The sequence below is a fragment of the Chlorobaculum thiosulfatiphilum genome (genome assembly GCF_006265165.1).
Lineage (GTDB): Bacteria > Bacteroidota > Chlorobiia > Chlorobiales > Chlorobiaceae > Chlorobaculum > Chlorobaculum thiosulfatiphilum.
Map to the genome: position 1 here is coordinate 1 of NZ_VDCH01000015.1, position 20155 is coordinate 20155.

Sequence of the window (20155 nt, forward strand, 5' to 3'; positions counted from 1 at the left end):
CTGCGGCAAACTCAACATGGCTATCGAATCATGACGGAACAGCAGAAGCCCTTACCCACGATATTCTGCGAAGAACCAAAAAAGGAGACAATATTCCCAAGCGCATGGCATGGAGGTATTGTAAAGGTAGCATTACCCAAAGTAGCTGAACAACCCCAAGAAATTCATCTCGTGGTAGATGTTGCTGGAGAGAAACATAAATTCAGGTTTATGGAAGAAAAAGTAGTAAGCAAATAAAATGCTTAACGCTGACTTTTACCGAAACGCAAAAAAGCGGCCTGCGATAGGCCGCTTTTTCATCACTTCAAAATAATCTCCAACGTCAATCCTCCCACTTCCAATCCCTCACTTCTGGCATATCCTCACCATATTTCCTGATGTACTCCTTGTGCTCGATCAGGCGGTCGCGGACGTATTGTTTGATATACGCCGCCTGCGGTCTCAGGCATTCTACTCGGTTGGCTACGTCGGCTACCAGGTGGAAGCGGTCGAGGTCGTTCATCACCACCATGTCGAATGGCGTGGTCGTGGTGCCCTCCTCTTTGTAACCGCGCACGTGCAGGTTCTGATGGTTCGTGCGGCGATAGGTCAGGCGGTGGATCAGCCACGGGTAGCCGTGATAGGCGAAAATGATCGGCTTGTCGGTGGTGAACAGATCGTCGAAGTCGCGATCCGAAAGACCGTGCGGGTGCTCCTCCTTGGGCTGAAGAGTCATGAGATCGACGATGTTGACCACCCGTATCTTCAGCTCCGGCGCGAGCTTGCGCAGAATCTTCACGGCGGCCAGCGTTTCGAGCGTTGGCACGTCGCCCGCGCAGGCCATCACCACGTCCGGCTCGCCCTTTCCAGCATCGCTGGAGGCCCACTCCCAGATGCCGATGCCGCTGGTGCAGTGGCGGACGGCGGCCTCCATGTCGAGCCACTGCCATGAGGGCTGTTTTCCCGCCACGATCACGTTGATGTAGTTGCGCGAGCGCAGGCAGTGATCCGTCACCGAGAGCAGCGTGTTGGCATCCGGCGGCAGATAGACGCGAATCACCTCGGCCTTTTTGTTCACCACGTGGTCGATAAAGCCCGGATCCTGATGCGAAAAACCGTTGTGATCCTGCCGCCACACGTGCGAGGTGAGGAAGTAGTTGAGCGAGGCGATGGGCCGCCGCCACGGAATTTCGCTGTCGGTCACTTTGAGCCACTTGGCGTGCTGGTTGAACATCGAGTCGATGATATGAATGAACGCCTCGTAGCAGGAGAAAAAGCCGTGGCGTCCGGTCAGCAAGTACCCTTCGAGCCACCCCTGGCAGGTGTGCTCCGAGAGAATCTCCATCACGCGGCCATCGGGCGAGAGATGGTCGTCGGCGGGGATGGTGTCGGCCATCCAGGCGCGGTCGGTCTCCTCGAAAAGGTCGCCGAGGCGGTTCGAGGCGGTCTCGTCCGGCCCGAAGACGCGGAAGTTGGCCGTCTTGTCGTTCATCTTCATGATGTCGCGCAGGAAGCGGGCCATCGGCTTCGGCGCCTCGGCCTCCACCGCGCCGGGCTTCGGCACGTCGAGCGCGTAGTCGCGGAAATCTGGCATCCGCAGCTCCTTGAGCAACAGGCCGCCGTTGGCGTACGGAATGTCGCCCATGCGCTTCTTGCCCTTCGGAGCGAGCGCCTGCAATTCTGGCAAGAGTACGCCGTCTGGCGTAAACAGCTCCTCGGCGCGGTAGCTCTTCAGCCACGTTTCGAGCAGCTCCATGTGCTCCGGATTGTCGCGCACGGTGCTGAAGGGCACCTGGTGCGAGCGCCAATTTCCTTCGGCGGGTTTGCCGTCAACCACCTTCGGCCCCGTCCACCCCTTCGGCGAGCGGAAGACGATCATCGGCCACATCGGGCGTTCGGTCACGCCCTCGACCCTCGCCCGGCGCTGGATTTCGGCGATCTCGTCGAAGCAGCGATCCATCGTGGCGGCCATCGCCTGGTGCATCGTCACCGGATCGTCCCCCTCGACGAAGTACGGTTTGTGACCGTAGCCGATCATGAGCTTCTCCAGCTCGTCGTGCGAAATACGCGCCAGCACGGTCGGGTTGGCGATCTTGTAGCCGTTGAGATGCAGGATCGGCAGCACTGCCCCGTCGCGCTCCGGGTTCAGGAACTTGTTGCTGTGCCATGCCGTGGCAAGCGGGCCGGTCTCCGCCTCGCCGTCGCCGATGACGCAGGCCGTGACGAGATCGGGATTGTCGAACACCGCGCCGTAAGCGTGCGACAGCGCATAGCCAAGCTCACCCCCCTCGTGGATCGAGCCGGGAGTTTCGGGAGCCACGTGGCTCGGAATGCCGCCGGGAAAGGAGAACTGCCGGAACAGGCGCGTCATGCCCTCCTCGTCGAACGACACGTCGGGATAGTACTCGCTGTAGGTTCCCTCCATCCAAACATTGGCTACCAGCGCAGGCCCGCCATGCCCCGGCCCGGCGATATAGACGATGTCGATGTTGCGGTTGAGGATGATGCGGTTGAGATGCACGTAGAGGAAATTGAGGCCGGGAGTGGTGCCCCAGTGGCCGAGCAGGCGGGGCTTGATATGCTCTTTTGAGAGCGGCTCTTTCAGCAACGGATTGTCCATCAGGTAGATCTGGCCAACCGAGAGATAGTTGGCCGCCCGCCAGTAAGCGTTCATCAGTTCAAGTTCACGTTCAGAAAGCGGAATCGTCGTTTGATTCATGGGTTGTCTTGTTTGATTTCAATAATCAGTCTAACATGGCAAACTGCCGGATCAGATATTTTTTACATCATACGGAGTTCCAACTTCAGCCAGGACTCCGGGCTTTTAAACTTTTCCATTCAATTGCCCCGCGCTTCAGCGCAACTTTTTCATCTTTAACGAAAAAGCGGCACCGACTCATTGGTACCGCTCTCCGTTCGTCATTCAATGCCAAACCGGTAACCACACCATATCGGCATCACACTAACCACCTTCGAGTACACGTCTTGCCTCTCTGACAATCGTCACCTCTTCGTTGGTCTCAATGACTTTGACGACAATCTTGCTGGTTTCCTGCGAAATCACTCCAGAATGGTTCCTGTTCTTTTCATTGTCGAGCCGTACGCCAAGGAACCCGAGGCCCGCAGAGATGCGCTCGCGGATTTCGGGCGAGTGCAGGCCGATGCCGCCGGTGAAGACGATCATGTCCAGCCCGCCGAGCGCCACCACGAGCGCGCCGATGTGCTTTCGCGCCGAGTAGCAGAACAGCTCCACGGCCAGCCGCGCCTGCGAATTGTCCGCTTCAGCTTCGAGCAGGTCGCGCATGTCGGCGCTCAGGCCGGAAACACCCAGCAGGCCGGACTGTTTGTTCACCATGTCCCGAAGCGCATCGGCGTCGAGATGGCCTTCTTGCAACAGGAAAAGCACCACGCCCGGATCGAGATCGCCCGTGCGTGTGCTCATCACGAGGCCGCCCGCGGGCGAAAAGCCCATCGTTGTCTCGATGCTCCGCCCGTCGAGCACCGCCGCCATGCTCGCGCCGTGGCCGAGATGCGCGAGGATGACACGCCCCTTGCGGGCCAGCGGATCGCCTTCGGCTTGCAGTTGGCTGAGAATGTACTGGTAGGAAAGTCCGTGGAACCCGTAGCGCTGCACCCCCTGGCGGCGGTACCGTTCCGGAATGGGGCAGAGCTTGGCCAGTGGCGGCATGGTGCTGTGGAAGGCGGTATCGAAACAGGCGACCTGAAAGACGCCCGGCAACTCGTTGGCCGCGTAGCGGATGGCGTTCAGCGCCTGCGGAAGATGTTCGGGAGCGTAGGGCACGAGTTCGGCGATGGAGGCGAGCAGTTCAGGCGTGACCTTTTCGGGCGCGGTGTGGCGCGGCCCGCCATGCACCACCCGGTGGCCCACCGCGTCGGGCATTCCGGGGCCGTGCCGCTTGATCCACGAAAAAACATGCCGACACGCCGCTGCGTGATCGGGCGCATCGACGCGCTCGCAATCGATGTACCGCCCCTGCGGATCGGTCACGGAGAAGCGCCCGTCCTTCAGCCCGATGCGGGTCAGCGATCCGGAAAAGAGCAGCTCCTCCCGCTCGCCGCTCTCGTAGAGCGAGAACTTGATGCTCGACGAGCCGGTATTGACGGCAAGAATGGTACACACAGGCCTGGGCATCATGGCAAAAACTCCTCCGAAAAATTACAGGCGCAAACGGCAAACCGCGCCACCGTCCCTTCAAGTCACGCAAAGATACGCGACAGACAACACTAACCAAGTCGGCGAGTCGTTACGTTCCTGAAAACTCGGGCGAGGCGGGAATGACGTGGACTGGGTGGACGGTATGGACGTGGCGGACATTACTACCATACCGGCCTGGTCGAGAGGCATAAAAAAACAGACGGGAGCTAATAAATCGAGTCCTGCTTCAAAAAAACGCAGCCGGGTTGATCTGGCGTAGAAAAGTGTATCTTCTTCGCAAGGAACATCATAACCAAGAATGACGAAACCATGTCAAAAGAGCACCTTGAGGAGCTGATTTCAGCAGAGAAGATTCGAGAACGCGTCATAGAACTGGGCGCGGAAATTTCGCGTGACCTGGCCGGTTTGGATGAACTGACCGTGGTGTGCGTACTGAAGGGAGGATTCATCTTCACCGCCGATCTGGTGCGCCACCTCGCCATTCCATGCCGCATCGAGTTCATCCGAGCGTCGAGCTACGGCACGCACCGCGCTTCGAGCGGCAAGGTGATGCTCGATCATCACCACGACCCGCATGTCGAGGGCAAGAACGTGCTGCTCGTCGAGGACATCCTCGATACCGGACTCACACTCTCCCGCATCCTCGACGAGCTGCGCGGGCACAATCCCGCATCGATGCATGTCTGCACGCTGCTCGACAAGCCGTCGGCGCGCACCACGCCTGTCAAGGCGGACTACACCGGATTCACCATCCCGGATGTGTACGTCGTGGGTTACGGACTCGATGCCGCCGGAAAGCTCCGTGAGCTGCCGTACGTCGCCACGCTGAACGCCTGAAGCCCTCCTCTCAATCCCTCACAACCTGCACGGCGGCTCCTCAGCCAGCGAGCCGCCCTCCGTCCGCATTCTCACGCCACGCCGTCGTCCCATCCCCTGACAACGTCGGCTTATTACCATAATGTCTGCTTTTTTCTCTCAAAACCGTTTTATGCCCTAATATTTTTAGGATTAATTTTATATTCACCTAAATCAAAGAGAGACACAAAGTCGAAATACCAGAAAAAAACATCCATGTCGGCCCAGACTCAAACCAACCCCGGAATGATCCGCAAGCCGTGGATCATCGATACGACCCTCCGGGATGGAGAGCAGGCCCCCGGCGTGGTGTTCAGCCCGCATGAGAAAAAGCGCATCGCGATGCTTCTCGCCGAAACCGGCGTCGATGAGATCGAGGTGGGCTATCCGGCCATCAGCGCGGCGGAGCGGGAGGTGATTCGAGAGATCGCCGCCATGAATCTGCCGGTGCGGCTCACGGCGTGGGCGCGGGCCAGCCTGGCGGACATCGAGCTGGCCGCCTCGTGCGGCACCGAGGCGGTGCACATCAGTTTTCCGGCTTCGCGGCTCTATCTGGAGCTGATGCGCAAGGAGCAGGACTGGATCCGGGAGCAGCTCCACGCGCTGGTGTCCAAAGCCCGCGAACTGTTCGATTTCGTCAGCGTCGGCGGACAGGACGCGACGCGCGCCGACATCGCGCTGCTGCAACGCTTCATGCTCGATGCCGAAGCTGCCGGAGCCGAGCGGCTCAGGATCGCCGATACGGTGGGCATCGCCACGCCAGCCTCAGTGATGAGCCTCGGCGCGGCGTTGCGCCAGGTCTCCTCACTGCCGCTGGAGTTCCACGCGCACAACGATCTCGGCATGGCGACCGCCAACGCCTTCACGGCGCTTGGCGCAGGCTTCGAGGCGGTGAGCGTGTCGGTGACCGGCCTCGGCGAACGCGCGGGCAACGCGGCGCTCGAAGAGCTGGCGATGGCGCTCGCCATGAGCGACGGCTTCGAGAGCCGTCTCGACACGACGACGCTCGCGCGGCTTTGCGACGCCGTGGCGGCGGCCTCCGGACGCGTCATTCAGGATCAGAAACCGGTGGTCGGGCGCTCGGCCTTCCAGCACGAATCGGGCATCCATTGCGCGGCCTTGTTGCAGAATCCGCTCTCCTACCAGCCATTTCTGCCCGCGCAGGTTGGCCGGAACGATTTCGAAATGGTCATCGGCAAGCACTCCGGCACGGCGGCGGTCATCGCCCATTTCAAAAGGAGAGGCGTCGAGGTCTCCAAAGAGGAGGCCCGCGAACTGCTCGACACGATCCGCGCCCACTCCGACCGGCTCAAGCGGGCGCTCCGGGCCGAGGAGATCGACGCGATCCGCGAACAAAACTCTGTCAAACACGCTTAACTCCAACAGTTTTCATGCTCATAGCCCAGGAACAGGAACAGAGCAGCATCAGCCTTCTTGCCGAAGTCAGCAGGACGGTCAACAATGAGGAGGACATCAGCAAGGTGCTCCGGCTGGTGCTTTTCATCTTGTCGGAACATATGAACATGCTCAGGGGCATGGTCACCATTCTGAACCGCACCACCGGCGAGATGGTCATCAACGAATCGTTCGGCCTCTCCGACGAGCAGCGCCAGCTCGGGCGATACAAGGTCGGCGAGGGCATTATCGGCCAGGTGGTCAAAACCGGCAAACCGGCGGTCGTGCCCCGCATTGACGAAGAGCCGCTCTTTCTCGACCGAACCCGATCGAGAGCAAAGGAGAACAAGGAGGAGCTGTGCTTCATCTGCGTACCGATCAAGGCGGGCAACGAGGTGATCGGCACCTTGAGCGCGGATCGGCGGATTCCCATGCCAGCCGAAAATGGCAACAACAATCTCCGGCGCAAAAGCGACCGGGTGGATATTCTGCAATACTATGTCGATCTGCTCTCCATCATCGCGGCGATGATTTCGCAGGCGGTGCGCCTCAAGCAGCTCGACGACGAGGCGCGCATCGATGGCGCGCCCGATCGCGCCGGACGCACAGCGCCAGCAAGTTACCAGCTCGTCGATGGCGATATGGACGATGAGCTGCCCGAGGCGGAGCGGCCCGCCAACATCATCGGCAACGCCAAGCCGATGATCTCGCTCTTCAGGATGATCGACAAGATCGCCAAAACCAGCGCCACCGCCCTGATTCTCGGCGAGAGCGGCGTCGGCAAGGAGCTGGTGGCCAACGCCATCCACTTCAAGAGCATGAGGAACGGCAAGCCCTTCATCAAGTTCAACTGCGCGGCGCTGCCGGAGAGCATCGTCGAGAGCGAGCTGTTCGGCCACGAAAAAGGGGCCTTCACCGGAGCTGCCGCGCTACGGCGAGGACGCTTCGAGCTGGCCGACGGCGGCACGATCTTTCTCGATGAGGTCGGCGAGATGAGCTTGCCCACGCAGGCCAAGCTGCTCAGGATCATCCAGGAGAAGGAGTTCGAGCGGGTCGGCGGATCGAAAACCGTCAAGACCGACGTGCGCATCATTGCCGCCACCAACCGGAACCTCGAAGAGCAGATTCGCCAGGGTAGTTTCCGCGAAGATCTCTTTTACCGGCTCAACATCTTCCCGATCACCGTGCCGCCGCTCCGCGAGCGCAAGACCGACATTCTCTTGCTGGCGGACTACTTCGTCGAAAAGTTCAACACGGCCAACCACAAAGGCATTCGCCGGATTTCGACCACGGCCATCGACATGCTGATGCGCTACCACTGGCCCGGCAACGTGCGCGAGTTGCAGAACTGCATCGAACGCGCGGTGATTCTGAGCGAGGACAACGTCATCCACGGCTACCACCTGCCGCCGTCGCTCCAGACCGCCGAATCGAGCGGCACGCCCTACACCGGCGACTTGCAGCAGAAGCTCGACGCCATCGAACAGGAGATGATCATCGAAGCGCTCAAGCGCACCAAAGGCAACATGACCAAAGCCGCCGCAGAACTCGGCCTGTCAGACAGGATTATGGGATTGCGGATGAAAAAATTCAACATCGACTACCGCAAGTTCCGGGCGTGAAGGCTGAGATGCAGTGTCGATGAAACGAGACGCCATTCGCTTGATTTTCTCCGTACTATTCGGTGAATCAGGTGAATGGCGTTTCCTCTTGATGTCTGGATTTTGAACTTGTGAAAATCCCGTAATCTTCGTAGATATAAATCGTAAGCCTCGCCGTCGGGCTTACTCTGTACCCCTCTTGAGACGGCTTTTTGGATGAGCAGTACAACTCCCGCTGCCAAGAACACGAAACTTACAGCTGAACCTAAAAATCGACACGAACGAAGAAGACCCATGAAAGTCAAAGATCTCAACCACAACGCATTCTCCGAGCGTGAACTAAAACCTTATGAGAAGCGGGCACCCGACTTTTCTGGCCGATTTATCCGATGGTTTTTAGAGAACATATATCGACTGGAAGAGATCGATGCCGATGATGCCTGCGTGGATGCTAAGCACGATAAGGGAGTGGACGCCATCTATGTTGACGATGTTGCTGAGACCGTCCACATCATCCAAGCGAAAACAAAGACTAAGGACAATGCTGAATTCGGCGATACTGAAATTAAGGAGTTCTACGGAACTCTCCAGCAATTCGCTAGCAAAAACAAGATTGACGAAGTTTATTCCGAGACAAAAAACGACAAGCTGAAGCAGACCATCTCGAGAACGGGTCTTGCCTCAAAGGTGGACAGCGGATATGACGTACTTGGTGTCTTCATAAGCAATGCGCGTGCAAACGATGATGCAAAAGCAATTCTCGCCAAACTGCCCAAAATCGAACTCTTTGATGCAGAAACGATAGCCAATGATTACGTCGATTTAAATGTCGATGGTGGTATCAAGGGCAGCTACTACTTCGATGTTTCTGACTCTGATGTCATCAAATATGATGCTGGCGGTGCCGCTGCCCGACTATTTCTAGCCCCGGCCCTCAATCTGCTCAAGATGGATGGAATCGCGGATGGAAGTCTGTTCGAGCAGAACGTTCGATTGGCTCTTGGTAACACCAAGGTCAATAAAGGGCTAAGACAAAGCATAAAGGAAAAGGGAGAGCACAAGAATTTTCCGCTGTATCACAATGGAATCAACGTGCTATGCGGCAAGATTGTTTCTGAAACAGAGAAACGGATCGAAGTCGAGGACTACGTTGTGGTCAACGGCGCACAAAGCCTCACGTCGTTGATGGCCGAGAAGTCGAAGATCACAGACGATCTCAAGATTTTGGTGAAGCTGATTGAGACAAAAGGAGACACAGCTCTTTCCCAGCGGATTACTACGAACAGCAACAACCAAAACGCAATCAAGGCGCGTGATTTAAAATCCAACCACAACATTCAGCAACGGCTAAAAGCTGAAGTTAGTGCCGCCAGCAATGACAATGTTGCTTACGAGATTAAGCAGGGCGAGACCAACAAGGGCAAAACAGTTCTAAAAAACGAGTCCGCAGGCCTGATCCTGCTCGCAATGGACCTTGCACAGCCGTGGAGCTGTCACCAGAAATACAAGGTGATGGATGAACTTCACGCAGATATCTTCGGTAGGCCTACTGTAACGGGCGCGAGAATTGTGGGATACTGGGAATGCTTCAAGGCCGTTGAGTCAGCGCTTGATGCGATCGAAGATAAACATTTCGCTCACTACAATCTTACGAAATACTTCTTAGCCTATGCTGTTGTCAGTCTCATCCGAACTAAACCGGAGGGCGTGGCAATGTTAGATAACATGAAGGGAATTCTCACGTCTGGACGGCTCTCAGAACTTGTCGAGATCATTGGTGTTCTCGCCAAGTCACTCGCGTTTGATCTAAACGCTGAAATTCTCGACGAGAACGCTGAGGCGTTTGACTACAAAAACGAGCTTAAAAGTCCGAGCTGGTGCAAGAAGATTTCAGCAAGATTGGTCGCGCAATATTCCAAAGACGTAATGAGGAAGAAGGCTGAGGCCATTGACGATCTTTGTTCGGCCCTTTCTGTCGCAAAGTGACACACATGCGTTCGTTTGAATACTCGCATTTGGCCAAGCGATGGAAGTTTGAGTCCGGTTCAAATACCCTATAACAAGTCGCTCCTGTCGGACACATTTTCTGCTGCGCTCCAAATTTGCCGCAGTGCACGGCGTTAGACATAGAAGACGAAACAACGATGGCCATAATTGGGATAACCCAACACAAGATAGTCGCAACGTGGAATGCCTTCTCAGCATTGCCTGCATGGTGGGTGTGAACGGAGAGATTGCGCACCTTGTGAAACGGGTTTTCGCCGTTTCCAACGTTTCCAAGCCCTTTGCCTCGCTGTGGCGCAAGTGAATCACCGGCCTACGCAATAACACTTGCGTTCTCGACAACCTGAGTCAACACGGCAATCCACCCCAAACCCCGGCTTATTCGCTCTCACCCTCTTTCGACACCACCCCACTCCCAGCACTCTCCACAACCTCCAGCCTGCCGACCTTCAGCTCTCCAACCTCCAACGTTCCGATCTTCGCCTTTTTTATGAACAGCCGCCCGATGACAAGGCGGCCAATCGCAACCGCTCCGATCGCCAGCGCACCGATACTGAGCGCTCCGATGGCAAGTGCGCCGATGGCCGCCGCGCCTGACGAGATTGCCGGAAACGTCCGCGACTTGGCAATTGGGGACACAGCATTGTCGGCTTCGCTGTGTGATGGCTGATAATGCTCGCTGCCGATCATGGGTCGGCGATGGAGAAAGGTTTTCATGGTACCGGTGTTTTTGGGTTCGTGGATGTTTCCTCTCCGGTGCGGTTGGCCACTCTTGTTATAAAATATAGCGCCAACCACCACCTTTTCAAATTCCAATACCGGCGCATTTGCAACGGTTCCTCATCGAAAAAACACAAAACCGCCATTTCCTACGTTTTCGTTGCTTCCTTGAATAATTCTCGCCGAAACGCCCGGTTCTCCTGATAACCGGTTACAGAAATCCCTGAAATGTGACTCGAAGAGGCCTCCTGACCCGGATGATAGCAGGTACGACGCTAATCACAATTCCTACCATTTTGTAACCGCCACCTCCTTTCTACACAATTGTAGGTAACTCGCCTGTCTGTTTTCCACTTGGCACAAAAACAAGCGTCTGGCCACGGCATCGATCCCGCAAACCATCGAATCGTTAACTCGATTTCCTGCAACAGGTTACCGCTTCAACTCAAAATATCTCAAATAAAACCAGCTACCTCCCTCACTTTGGCACAGCAATTGCTCATTAATCTTTAATTATTCAGGTACAGAAAAACAGCGGCCTGAATATTTTAGACAAGAGGAACAAACCACAAAAAAGTACAACCATGAGAAAAGTCGCGATTTATGGTAAAGGCGGAATCGGCAAATCCACAACTACACAGAACACGGTTGCCGGTCTGGCGGAAGCAGGCAAAAAAGTGATGGTCGTCGGTTGCGACCCCAAGGCTGACTCCACCCGCCTCCTGCTCGGCGGTCTTCAGCAGAAAACCGTGCTCGACACCCTGCGCGAGGAGGGCGAAGAGGTCGAACTCGAAGACATCATCAAAGAGGGATACAAAAACACCCGCTGCACCGAGTCCGGCGGTCCCGAGCCTGGCGTCGGTTGCGCTGGCCGCGGCATCATCACCTCGGTCAACCTGCTCGAACAGCTTGGCGCGTACGATGACGAATGGGAACTCGACTACGTGTTCTACGATGTGCTTGGCGACGTTGTGTGCGGCGGTTTCGCCATGCCGATCCGCGACGGTAAAGCCGAAGAAATCTACATCGTCTGCTCTGGCGAAATGATGGCCATGTACGCTGCCAACAACATTTGCAAAGGTATCCTGAAATACGCCGATGCAGGCGGTGTGCGCCTCGGCGGTCTGATCTGCAACAGCCGCAAGGTTGACAACGAACGCGAAATGATCGAAGAGCTGGCTCGCAAAATCGGCACCCAGATGATCCATTTCGTGCCTCGCGACAACTTCGTTCAGCGCGCCGAGATCAACAGAAAGACCGTGATCGACTACGATCCGACCCATCCGCAGGCCGACGAATACCGTGCCCTGGCTCGCAAGATCGATGAAAACAAGATGTTCGTCATTCCCAAGCCGCTTGAGATCGACGAACTGGAGCAACTGCTGATCGAGTTCGGTATCGCCAACTGAGATCGGGCGCGGCTTAAAGATTTAAACAACAAAACGGAGAACACACACATGTTAATGATCAGAACCATCGTCAGGCCGGAAAAAGTACATGAGGTCATGCAGGGCCTGCTCGACGCAGGATACCCGGCAGTCACCAAAATCTCGGTTGTCGGACGAGGCAAGCAGCGCGGTCTGCGCGTCGGTGACGTGGTCTATGATGAACTGCCGAAAGAGATGCTCTTCATGGTCGTGCCCGATGCCGACAAGGATTTCGTCGTCCGCGCCATTATGGACAACGCCAAGACCGGCGACGGCAAGTTCGGCGACGGTAAAATCTTCGTCTCGGCTGTCGAAGAGGTTTACACGATCAGCTCCGGCCTGAAAGAATCCGATTCCGTGCTGGAAGCAGCGAAGGAGGCCTGATGAAAGAGATCATTTCAGTCATCCGGATCAACAAGGTGAACGAAACCAAGAAAGCGCTCATCGACGCTGGCATCCCGGCCTTCACGGCCACCGGCAGGGTGATGGGACGCGGCAAGGGCCAGGTTCACTACGACATTCTCCAGGGCGCGGAAGCCGGCCATCCGGAAGCCATCGCCCAGCTCGGCAACGCGCCGAGGCTGGTCGCCAAGAGGATTCTGACCGTCGTTGTGCCTGACGAGCTTGCCCAGACGGCCATCGACACGATCATCAAGACCAACCAGACCGGCAAACCGGGCGACGGCAAGATTTTCGTGACCCCGATTACCGACACCATCAGGGTCAGAACCGGAGAAGAGGGCGACGAAGCGCTTAACTAAGACTTAACTAAAGGTGTAAACGGAGAACGCTACAATGGAGGCGAAAGTACTCATACCAGATCCGTCCAGAATCAAGGAGGAGCTGATCAATAAATACCCGGCCAAGGTCGCCAAGAAGCGCAGCAAGTCGATCGTGATCAACGACCCGGAGACGGTTCCCGAGGTGCAGGCCAACGTCCGCACGGTTCCGGGCATCATCACGCAGCGCGGCTGCTCCTATGCCGGATGCAAAGGCGTGGTTCTCGGACCGACGCGCGACATCGTCAATATCGTCCACGGACCTATCGGATGCAGCTTTTATGCATGGCTGACACGACGCAACCAGACCAGGCCTGAAAAACCGACCGACGAGAACTACATCACCTACTGCTTCTCGACCGACATGCAGGAGGAGCACGTGGTGTTCGGTGGCGAGAAAAAACTGAAAGTGGCGATCCAGGAGGCCTACGACCTCTTCCACCCGAAAGCGATCGCCATCTTCTCGACCTGCCCGGTCGGCCTGATCGGTGACGACGTGCATGCCGCCTCTCGCGAAATGAAGGAGAAGCTCGGCGACTGCAACGTGTTCGGCTTCAGTTGCGAAGGCTATCGCGGCGTCAGCCAGTCGGCGGGCCACCACATCGCCAACAACGGCGTGTTCAAGCACATGGTCGGCAACAACAATACGCCTGCGGAAGGCAAGTTCAAGCTGAACCTGCTCGGCGAATACAACATCGGCGGCGACGCTTTCGAAATCGAGCGCATCTTCGAGAAGTGCGGCATCACGCTGGTCGCCTCTTTCAGCGGCAACTCGACGGTCAGAGCGATCGAGAACGCGCACATGGCCGACCTGAACGTCATCCTCTGCCATCGTTCGATCAACTACATGGGCGACATGATGGAGGTCAAGTACGGCATTCCGTGGATGAAGGTCAACTTCGTCGGCGCGGAATCGAGCGCCAAGTCGCTCCGCAAGATCGCCGAATACTTCGGTGACGAAGAGCTGAAAGCCCGCATCGAAGCGGTGATCGCCGAGGAGACTCCGAAGGTGCAGGCCATCATCGACGAGATTCGTCCGAGAACCGAAGGCAAGACCGCGATGCTGTTTGTCGGCGGCTCCCGCGCGCACCACTATCAGGATCTCTTCGCCGAGCTTGGCATGACGACGCTGGCCGCCGGTTACGAGTTCGCTCACCGCGACGACTACGAAGGCCGCGAAGTGCTGCCGAAGATCAAGATCGACGCCGACAGCAAGAACATCGAGGAGCTGAAGGTCTCTGCCGATCCTGAACTGTACAAGCCGAGAAAGAGCGAAGCTGAACTCGAAGAGCTGAAAGCCAAGGGCCTCGAAATCAATGGCTACGAAGGCATGATGAAGCAGATGCAGAAAAAATCGCTGGTTATCGACGACGTCAGCCACTACGAGTCCGAGAAGCTGATCGAACTCTACAAGCCCGACATCTTCTGCGCCGGCATCAAGGAAAAATACGTCGTCCAGAAAATGGGCGTACCGCTCAAGCAGCTTCACAGCTACGACTACGGAGGTCCTTACACCGGTTTCGAAGGCGCCATCAACTTCTACAAGGATATCGACCGCATGGTCAACAACCCTGTGTGGAAACTGATCAAGGCCCCATGGGAAAAGGAGGAGTCCGGATCGCTCGAAGCCAGCTATGTCACCCAGTAACAGATAAGGAGATTATTGCAACATGTTATTACGACACACATCAAAAGAGGTCATGGCGCGCGAGGGGCTGACGATCAACCCGGCAAAAACCTGCCAGCCGATCGGAGCCATGTACGCCGCGCTCGGCATCCATGGCTGCCTGCCGCACAGCCACGGATCGCAGGGCTGCTGCTCCTACCACCGCAGCACCCTGACCCGCCACTACAAGGAGCCGGTCATGGCATCGACCAGCTCGTTCACCGAAGGCGCTTCGGTGTTCGGCGGCCAGGCCAACCTGCTCGCATCGATCGAGACCATCTTTTCGGTCTATGATCCCGATGTGATCGCCGTGCACTCGACCTGCCTGTCTGAAACCATCGGCGACGACTTGCAGCAGATCACCAAAAAGGCGAAGGACGACGGCAAGATTCCGGAAGGCAAATACGTCATCTACGCCAGCACCCCGAGCTTCGTGGGCTCGCACATCACCGGTTACGCCAACATGGTGACCGGCATGGCCGAGCAATTCGCCGTATCGACCGGCGAAAAAACGGATCAGATCAACATCGTCGCCGGGTGGATGGAGCCCTCCGACATGCGCGAGATCAAGAGCCTGGCCAGCCTGATGGACGCCAAAATCGTGCTCTTCCCCGACACCTCCGACGTGCTCGACGCGCCGCAGACCGGCAAGCACGAGTTCTATCCGAAAGGCGGCGTCACCATCGACGAGCTCAGGAGCACCGGCGACAGCAAGTGCTCGCTGGCTCTCGGCTGCATGAGCGCCGAACCGGCAGCCATCGCGCTCGACAAGAAGTGCAAGGTGCCGTTCGAGACGCTCGACATGCCCATCGGCCTGTCGGCAACCGACCGCTTCATCATGGCGCTGAGCAAGGCCGCGGGCAAGCCTGTTCCGGCTTCGATCACCGCGGAGCGCGGTCGCGTCGTTGACGTAATGGCCGACATGGAGCAGTACTTCTACGGCAAAAAAGTGGCGCTCTTCGGCGACCCCGACCAGATCATGCCGCTCACCGAGTTCCTGCTCGACCTCGGCATGAAGCCGGTGCACATCGTCAGCGGTACGCCAGGCAACCGCTTCGAGAAACGCATGAAAGAGATTCTCGAACGCGCGCCCTACGCGAACTTCAAGAACGGCGCGCAGGCCGACATGTTCCTTCTCCACCAGTGGATCAAGAACGAGCCGGTCGATCTGCTCATCGGCAACACCTACGGCAAGTACATCGCCCGCGACGAAGACATTCCGTTCGTGAGGTTCGGCTTCCCGATCCTCGATCGCGTCGGCCACAGCTACTTCCCGAGCGTCGGCTACAGCGGCGCGATGAGGCTGATCGAGAAGATACTCGGCGTCCTCATGGATCAGCAGGATCGCATGGCTCTCGAAGAGAAGTTCGAACTCGTGATGTAATCCAGAACATCCGGGACAGGAATAAATGATTCGCAACCGCCCGCCTTCGATAACGGAAGGCGGGCGACAATGAAGGGAAAGGAAGTAATGGACACGCAGAACATCAACCTGCTCGAGGGCAGGGAAAAACAGGTCTATGAGAAAACCGCGGGCGGCGCGGAGGTCGAAATCGCCTGCGACAAGACCAGCCTCTCCGGCTCGGTCAGCCAGCGGGCCTGCGTCTTCTGCGGCTCACGTGTCGTGCTCTATCCAGTAGCCGACGCCATTCACATCGTGCACGGCCCCATCGGCTGCGCCGCCTACACCTGGGATATCCGGGGAGCGGTTTCGTCGGGACCGGAGCTGCACCGGCTCAGCTTTTCGACCGACCTCCAAGAGATGGATGTCATCTACGGCGGCGAAAAGAAGCTTTACCGTTCGCTCGTCGAGCTGATCGACCAGTACCAGCCGAACGCAGCATTCATCTATTCGACCTGCATCATCGGCCTCATCGGCGACGACATCGATGCGGTCTGCAAAAAAGTTGCCAGAGAAAAAGGAATCCCGGTTTTGCCGGTGCATTCCGAAGGATTCAAGGGCACCAAGAAGGATGGCTACAAAGCCGCCTGCCACGCCCTCATGAAGCTGATCGGCCAGGGATCGACCGAGGGGATCAGCGCTTGCAGCATCAACATTCTCGGCGAATTCAACCTCGCCGGAGAAGCCTGGATCATCCGGGAATATTACGAAAAGATGGGCATCGAGGTGGTGGCGACCATGACCGGCGACGGCCGCATCGACGCCATCCGCCGCTCGCACGGCGCCTCGCTGAACGTGGTGCAGTGCTCCGGCTCGATGACCACGCTCGCCAAGGATATGGAGGAGAAGTACGGCATTCCGTTCATCCGCGTATCGTATTTCGGCTTCGAGGATATGTCGAAATCACTCTATGACGTAGCGCAGCACTTCCCCGACAGGCCGGACATCATGGAGAAGGCCAAGGAGATCGTGCGCGACGAGATCAGGAAATACTACCCGGAGATGCAAAAATTCAAGGCGGCCCTGACCGGCAAGAAGGCTGCGATTTACGTCGGCGGCGCGTTCAAGACCTTCTCGCTCATCAAGGCGCTGCGCACCATCGGCATGTCGGTCGTGCTGGCCGGATCGCAGACCGGCAACAAGGAGGACTACAAAAATCTGAAAGAGATGTGCGACGAGGGCACGGTGATCGTCGATGACTCCAACCCGGTCGAACTCTCGAAGTTCATTCTCGAAAAGGAGGCCGACCTGCTCATCGGCGGCGTCAAGGAGCGCCCGATCGCCTTCAAGCTCGGCGTCGGCTTCTGCGACCACAACCACGAGCGCAAGATTCCGCTCGCCGGATTCATCGGCATGTACTATTTCGCCAGGGAGGTTTACGAATCGGTGATGAGCCCCGTGTGGCAGTTCGCCCCGAGAAAAGGAGGTTTGAGATGACAACGAACGCATCGAGTATGACGGCGAAAACCGCCACGCAGAACGCCTGCAAGCTCTGCACTCCCTTGGGCGCGTGCCTGGCCTTTCGGGGCATCGAATCGTGCGTGCCGTTCCTGCACGGCTCGCAGGGGTGCGCCACCTATATCCGCCGCTACCTGATCAGCCACTACAAGGAGCCGATCGACATCGCCTCCTCGAACTTCAACGAAGAGACGGCGGTCTTTGGCGGCAGCCACAATCTGAAGCTGGGACTCAAGAACGTCACGCAGCAGTACAAGCCGCAGGTAATCGGCATCGCCACCACCTGCCTGTCGGAGACCATCGGCGACGACGTGCCGATGATTCTGAAGGAGTACAAGGCGATCATGGGCGAGGCTGACCTGCCGGCCATGATCTTCGCCTCGACGCCGAGTTACAGCGGCAGCCACATCGACGGCTTCCACGCCGCCGTGCGCTCCGCCGTAAAAACTTTCGCCACCGGCGGGGCGAAAAAGAACATGATCAACCTCTTTTCGGGGATGATTTCGCCAGCGGATATACGCTACATGAAGGAGATTTTGACCGACTTCGGGATGCCCTTCATGCTCCTGCCGGACTACTCGCAGACGCTCGACGGCGGCCCGTGGGCCGAGTACCACCGCATTCCGCCCGGCGGCACCGCCACCAGCGCCATCGCCGAGAGCGGCTGCGCCTCGGCGAGCATCGAGTTCAGCTCGACGCTGGAAGCCTCGAAATCGGCGGCGGGCTACCTCGAATCGGAGTTCGGCGTCGAGCGACACCAGCTCCCGCTGCCCATCGGCATCAAGGCGAGCGACCGCTTTTTCGCCGTGCTCGAAGCGCTGAGCGGGCAGCCGATGCCCGAAAAGTACGAAGACGAGCGCCGCCGCCTCGTTGACGCCTACGCCGACGGCCACAAGTACATCTTCGGCAGAAAGGCGATTCTGTACGGCGAGGAGGATCTGGTGATCTCCGTGGCCGCATTCCTGCGCGAAATCGGCGTCACGCCGGTGCTCTGCGCCTCGGGCGGCAAGAGCGGCCAGATGAAAAAGCGCCTGCTGGAGCTTGTGCCAGATATGGCCGAGCAAGGCATCGAGGTTCGTGAGGGGGTGGATTTCGTGGATATCGAGCACGAAGCGGAGCGGCTCCAGCCGGACATGCTCATCGGCAACAGCAAGGGGTTCACGATGTCCAAAAAGCACGAGTTGCCGCTCATCAGGATCGGCTTCCCGATCCACGACCGCTTCGGCGGCCAGCGCCTGCACCACCTCGGCTACCGGGGCACACAGGAGCTGTTCGACCGCATCGTGAACACCGTCATCGAAGAGCGCCAGAAGTCGTCGCCGATTGGCTATACCTATATGTAATTCAGATTTAATCATGACCTGAAGGGAGGCATCATGACATTGAATATCAAAAACCACCCGTGCTTCAACGACTCGTCGAGGCACACCTTCGGAAGAATACACCTGCCGGTCGCGCCGAAATGCAATATCCAGTGCAACTACTGCAACCGGAAGTTCGACTGCATGAACGAAAATCGCCCCGGCATCACCAGCAAGGTGCTCTCGCCGAAGCAGGCGCTCTGGTACCTCGACAACGCCATGAAGCTCTCGCCGAACATCTCGGTGGTGGGCATCGCCGGGCCGGGCGACCCCTTCGCCAACCCGGACGAGACAATGGAAACGTTGCGGCTCGTTCGCGAAAAGTATCCCGAAATGCTGCTCTGCGTGGCCACCAACGGCCTCGACGTGCTGCCGTATATCGAGGAGCTGGCCGAGTTGCAGGTGAGCCACGTGACGCTCACGATCAACGCCATCGATCCGGAGATCGGCCAGGAGATCTACGCTTGGGTGCGCTACCAGAAGAAGATGTACCGCGACCGCCAGGCCGCCGAGCTCTTGCTCGAAAACCAGCTCGCCGCCCTGCAGAAGCTCAAGAGGTTCGGCGTAACGACCAAGATCAACTCGATCATCATCCCCGGCGTCAACGACACGCACGTGCTCGAAGTGGCCCGCCAGGTCGCCTCGATGGGCGCGGACATCCTGAACGCCCTGCCCTACTACAACACCACCGAGACGGTGTTCGAGAACATTCCCGAACCCGATCCGCTGATGGTCATGGAGATTCAGGGCGAAGCCGGAAAGCTCTTGCCGCAGATGAAGCACTGCGCCCGCTGCCGCGCCGACGCGGTCGGCATCATCGGCGAATTCAACAGCGACGAGATGATGCAAAAGCTCGCCGAAGCGTCGCGGATGCCGAAAAATCCCGGCGAGCACCGCCCGTACATCGCCGTGGCGAGCCTCGAAGGGGTGCTCATAAACCAGCACCTCGGCGAAGCGGACAGGTTCCTGGTCTATGCGCTCGACGAGGAGAAGAAGAGCTGTACACTCGTCGATTCGCGCCCGGCCCCGCCCCCCGGCGGCGGCAAGGATCGCTGGGAAGCGCTCGCCGCGAAGCTCTCCGACTGCCACGCCGTGCTTGTCAACAGCGCGGGCGACTCGCCGCAAACGGTGCTTAAAGCCAGCGGCATCGACGTCATGTCGCTCGAAGGGGTGATCGAAGAGGCGGTCTATGGCGTCTTTACCGGCCAGAACCTCAAGCACCTGATGAAAAGCAGCCAGATCCACGCCTGCAAATCAGGTTGCAGCGGCGCAGGCAACGGGTGCGACTGAAGAGAAATTATGAATGATGAGTTATGAATTATGAATTGAAT

General features: G+C 57.8%; 16 protein-coding genes. 13 read left to right on the forward strand and 3 right to left on the reverse strand.

From position 1 onward, the window contains the following. The coding region (locus FGF66_RS07785; RefSeq protein WP_211341991.1) for a hypothetical protein at window positions 1–237 on the forward strand (237 nt) is incomplete at its 5' end. An 85-nt stretch (window positions 238–322) separates the two neighbouring features. On the opposite strand, the gene FGF66_RS07790 is transcribed toward FGF66_RS07785, so the two are convergent. Then, window positions 323–2698 (reverse strand): phosphoketolase family protein, encoded by a 2376-nt coding sequence (locus tag FGF66_RS07790; RefSeq protein ID WP_139457100.1) that lies wholly within the window; start codon window positions 2696–2698, stop codon window positions 323–325. A gap of 243 nt (window positions 2699–2941) precedes the next feature. After that, window positions 2942–4135 carry an acetate/propionate family kinase gene (locus FGF66_RS07795; RefSeq protein ID WP_139457101.1) on the reverse strand — a complete coding sequence of 398 codons (1194 nt, stop codon included), beginning with the start codon at window positions 4133–4135 and terminating at the stop codon, window positions 2942–2944. 330 nt (window positions 4136–4465) lie between these two features. On the opposite strand from FGF66_RS07795, the gene hpt reads away from it, so the two are divergent. From hpt to FGF66_RS07815, 4 genes are all read left to right on the forward strand, one after another. Continuing rightward, window positions 4466–4993 carry a hypoxanthine phosphoribosyltransferase gene (gene hpt, locus FGF66_RS07800; protein ID WP_139457102.1) on the forward strand — a complete coding sequence of 176 codons (528 nt, stop codon included), beginning with the start codon at window positions 4466–4468 and terminating at the stop codon, window positions 4991–4993. Window positions 4994–5227: 234 nt separating this feature from the next. Further along, window positions 5228–6388, forward strand: a complete 1161-nt coding sequence (gene nifV / locus FGF66_RS07805) for a homocitrate synthase (RefSeq protein ID WP_246046627.1) — start codon at window positions 5228–5230, stop codon at window positions 6386–6388. 14 nt (window positions 6389–6402) lie between these two features. Further along, window positions 6403–8028 carry a sigma 54-interacting transcriptional regulator gene (locus FGF66_RS07810; protein WP_139457103.1) on the forward strand — a complete coding sequence of 542 codons (1626 nt, stop codon included), beginning with the start codon at window positions 6403–6405 and terminating at the stop codon, window positions 8026–8028. A 273-nt stretch (window positions 8029–8301) separates the two neighbouring features. Next, window positions 8302–9993 (forward strand): AIPR family protein, encoded by a 1692-nt coding sequence (locus FGF66_RS07815; RefSeq protein ID WP_170181277.1) that lies wholly within the window; start codon window positions 8302–8304, stop codon window positions 9991–9993. Between the two features lie 396 nt (window positions 9994–10389). On the opposite strand, the gene FGF66_RS07820 is transcribed toward FGF66_RS07815, so the two are convergent. After that, on the reverse strand, window positions 10390–10728 hold the full coding sequence (locus tag FGF66_RS07820; protein WP_246046628.1) for a hypothetical protein: 339 nt from the start codon (window positions 10726–10728) through the stop codon (window positions 10390–10392). Window positions 10729–11315: 587 nt separating this feature from the next. On the opposite strand from FGF66_RS07820, the gene nifH reads away from it, so the two are divergent. From nifH to FGF66_RS07860, 8 genes are all read left to right on the forward strand, one after another. Then, a complete protein-coding gene (gene nifH / locus FGF66_RS07825) occupies window positions 11316–12140 on the forward strand; it encodes a nitrogenase iron protein (protein WP_139457105.1) in 825 nt (274 codons plus the stop codon). 48 nt (window positions 12141–12188) lie between these two features. Further along, window positions 12189–12542: a P-II family nitrogen regulator gene (locus tag FGF66_RS07830; RefSeq protein ID WP_139457106.1), complete on the forward strand. Its 354-nt coding sequence runs from the start codon at window positions 12189–12191 to the stop codon at window positions 12540–12542. After that, the gene (locus tag FGF66_RS07835; RefSeq protein ID WP_069808940.1) at window positions 12542–12919 is read left to right on the forward strand and encodes a P-II family nitrogen regulator; all 378 of its coding nucleotides are present in this window, start codon (window positions 12542–12544) and stop codon (window positions 12917–12919) included. The genes FGF66_RS07830 and FGF66_RS07835 overlap by 1 nt, the downstream gene beginning before the upstream one ends. 34 nt (window positions 12920–12953) lie before the next feature. Beyond that, window positions 12954–14585 carry a nitrogenase molybdenum-iron protein alpha chain gene (gene nifD / locus FGF66_RS07840; RefSeq protein WP_139457107.1) on the forward strand — a complete coding sequence of 544 codons (1632 nt, stop codon included), beginning with the start codon at window positions 12954–12956 and terminating at the stop codon, window positions 14583–14585. A 22-nt stretch (window positions 14586–14607) separates the two neighbouring features. After that, window positions 14608–15987, forward strand: a complete 1380-nt coding sequence (nifK, locus tag FGF66_RS07845; RefSeq protein ID WP_139457108.1) for a nitrogenase molybdenum-iron protein subunit beta — start codon at window positions 14608–14610, stop codon at window positions 15985–15987. A gap of 69 nt (window positions 15988–16056) precedes the next feature. Continuing rightward, window positions 16057–17442, forward strand: a complete 1386-nt coding sequence (gene nifE, locus FGF66_RS07850) for a nitrogenase iron-molybdenum cofactor biosynthesis protein NifE (protein ID WP_246046629.1) — start codon at window positions 16057–16059, stop codon at window positions 17440–17442. Beyond that, a complete protein-coding gene (locus tag FGF66_RS07855) occupies window positions 17439–18806 on the forward strand; it encodes a nitrogenase component 1 (RefSeq protein WP_139457109.1) in 1368 nt (455 codons plus the stop codon). Before nifE ends, FGF66_RS07855 begins: the two co-directional genes overlap by 4 nt. Window positions 18807–18839: 33 nt before the next feature. Beyond that, a complete protein-coding gene (locus FGF66_RS07860; RefSeq protein WP_139457110.1) occupies window positions 18840–20114 on the forward strand; it encodes a radical SAM protein in 1275 nt (424 codons plus the stop codon). Window positions 20115–20155: the final 41 nt, after the last annotated feature.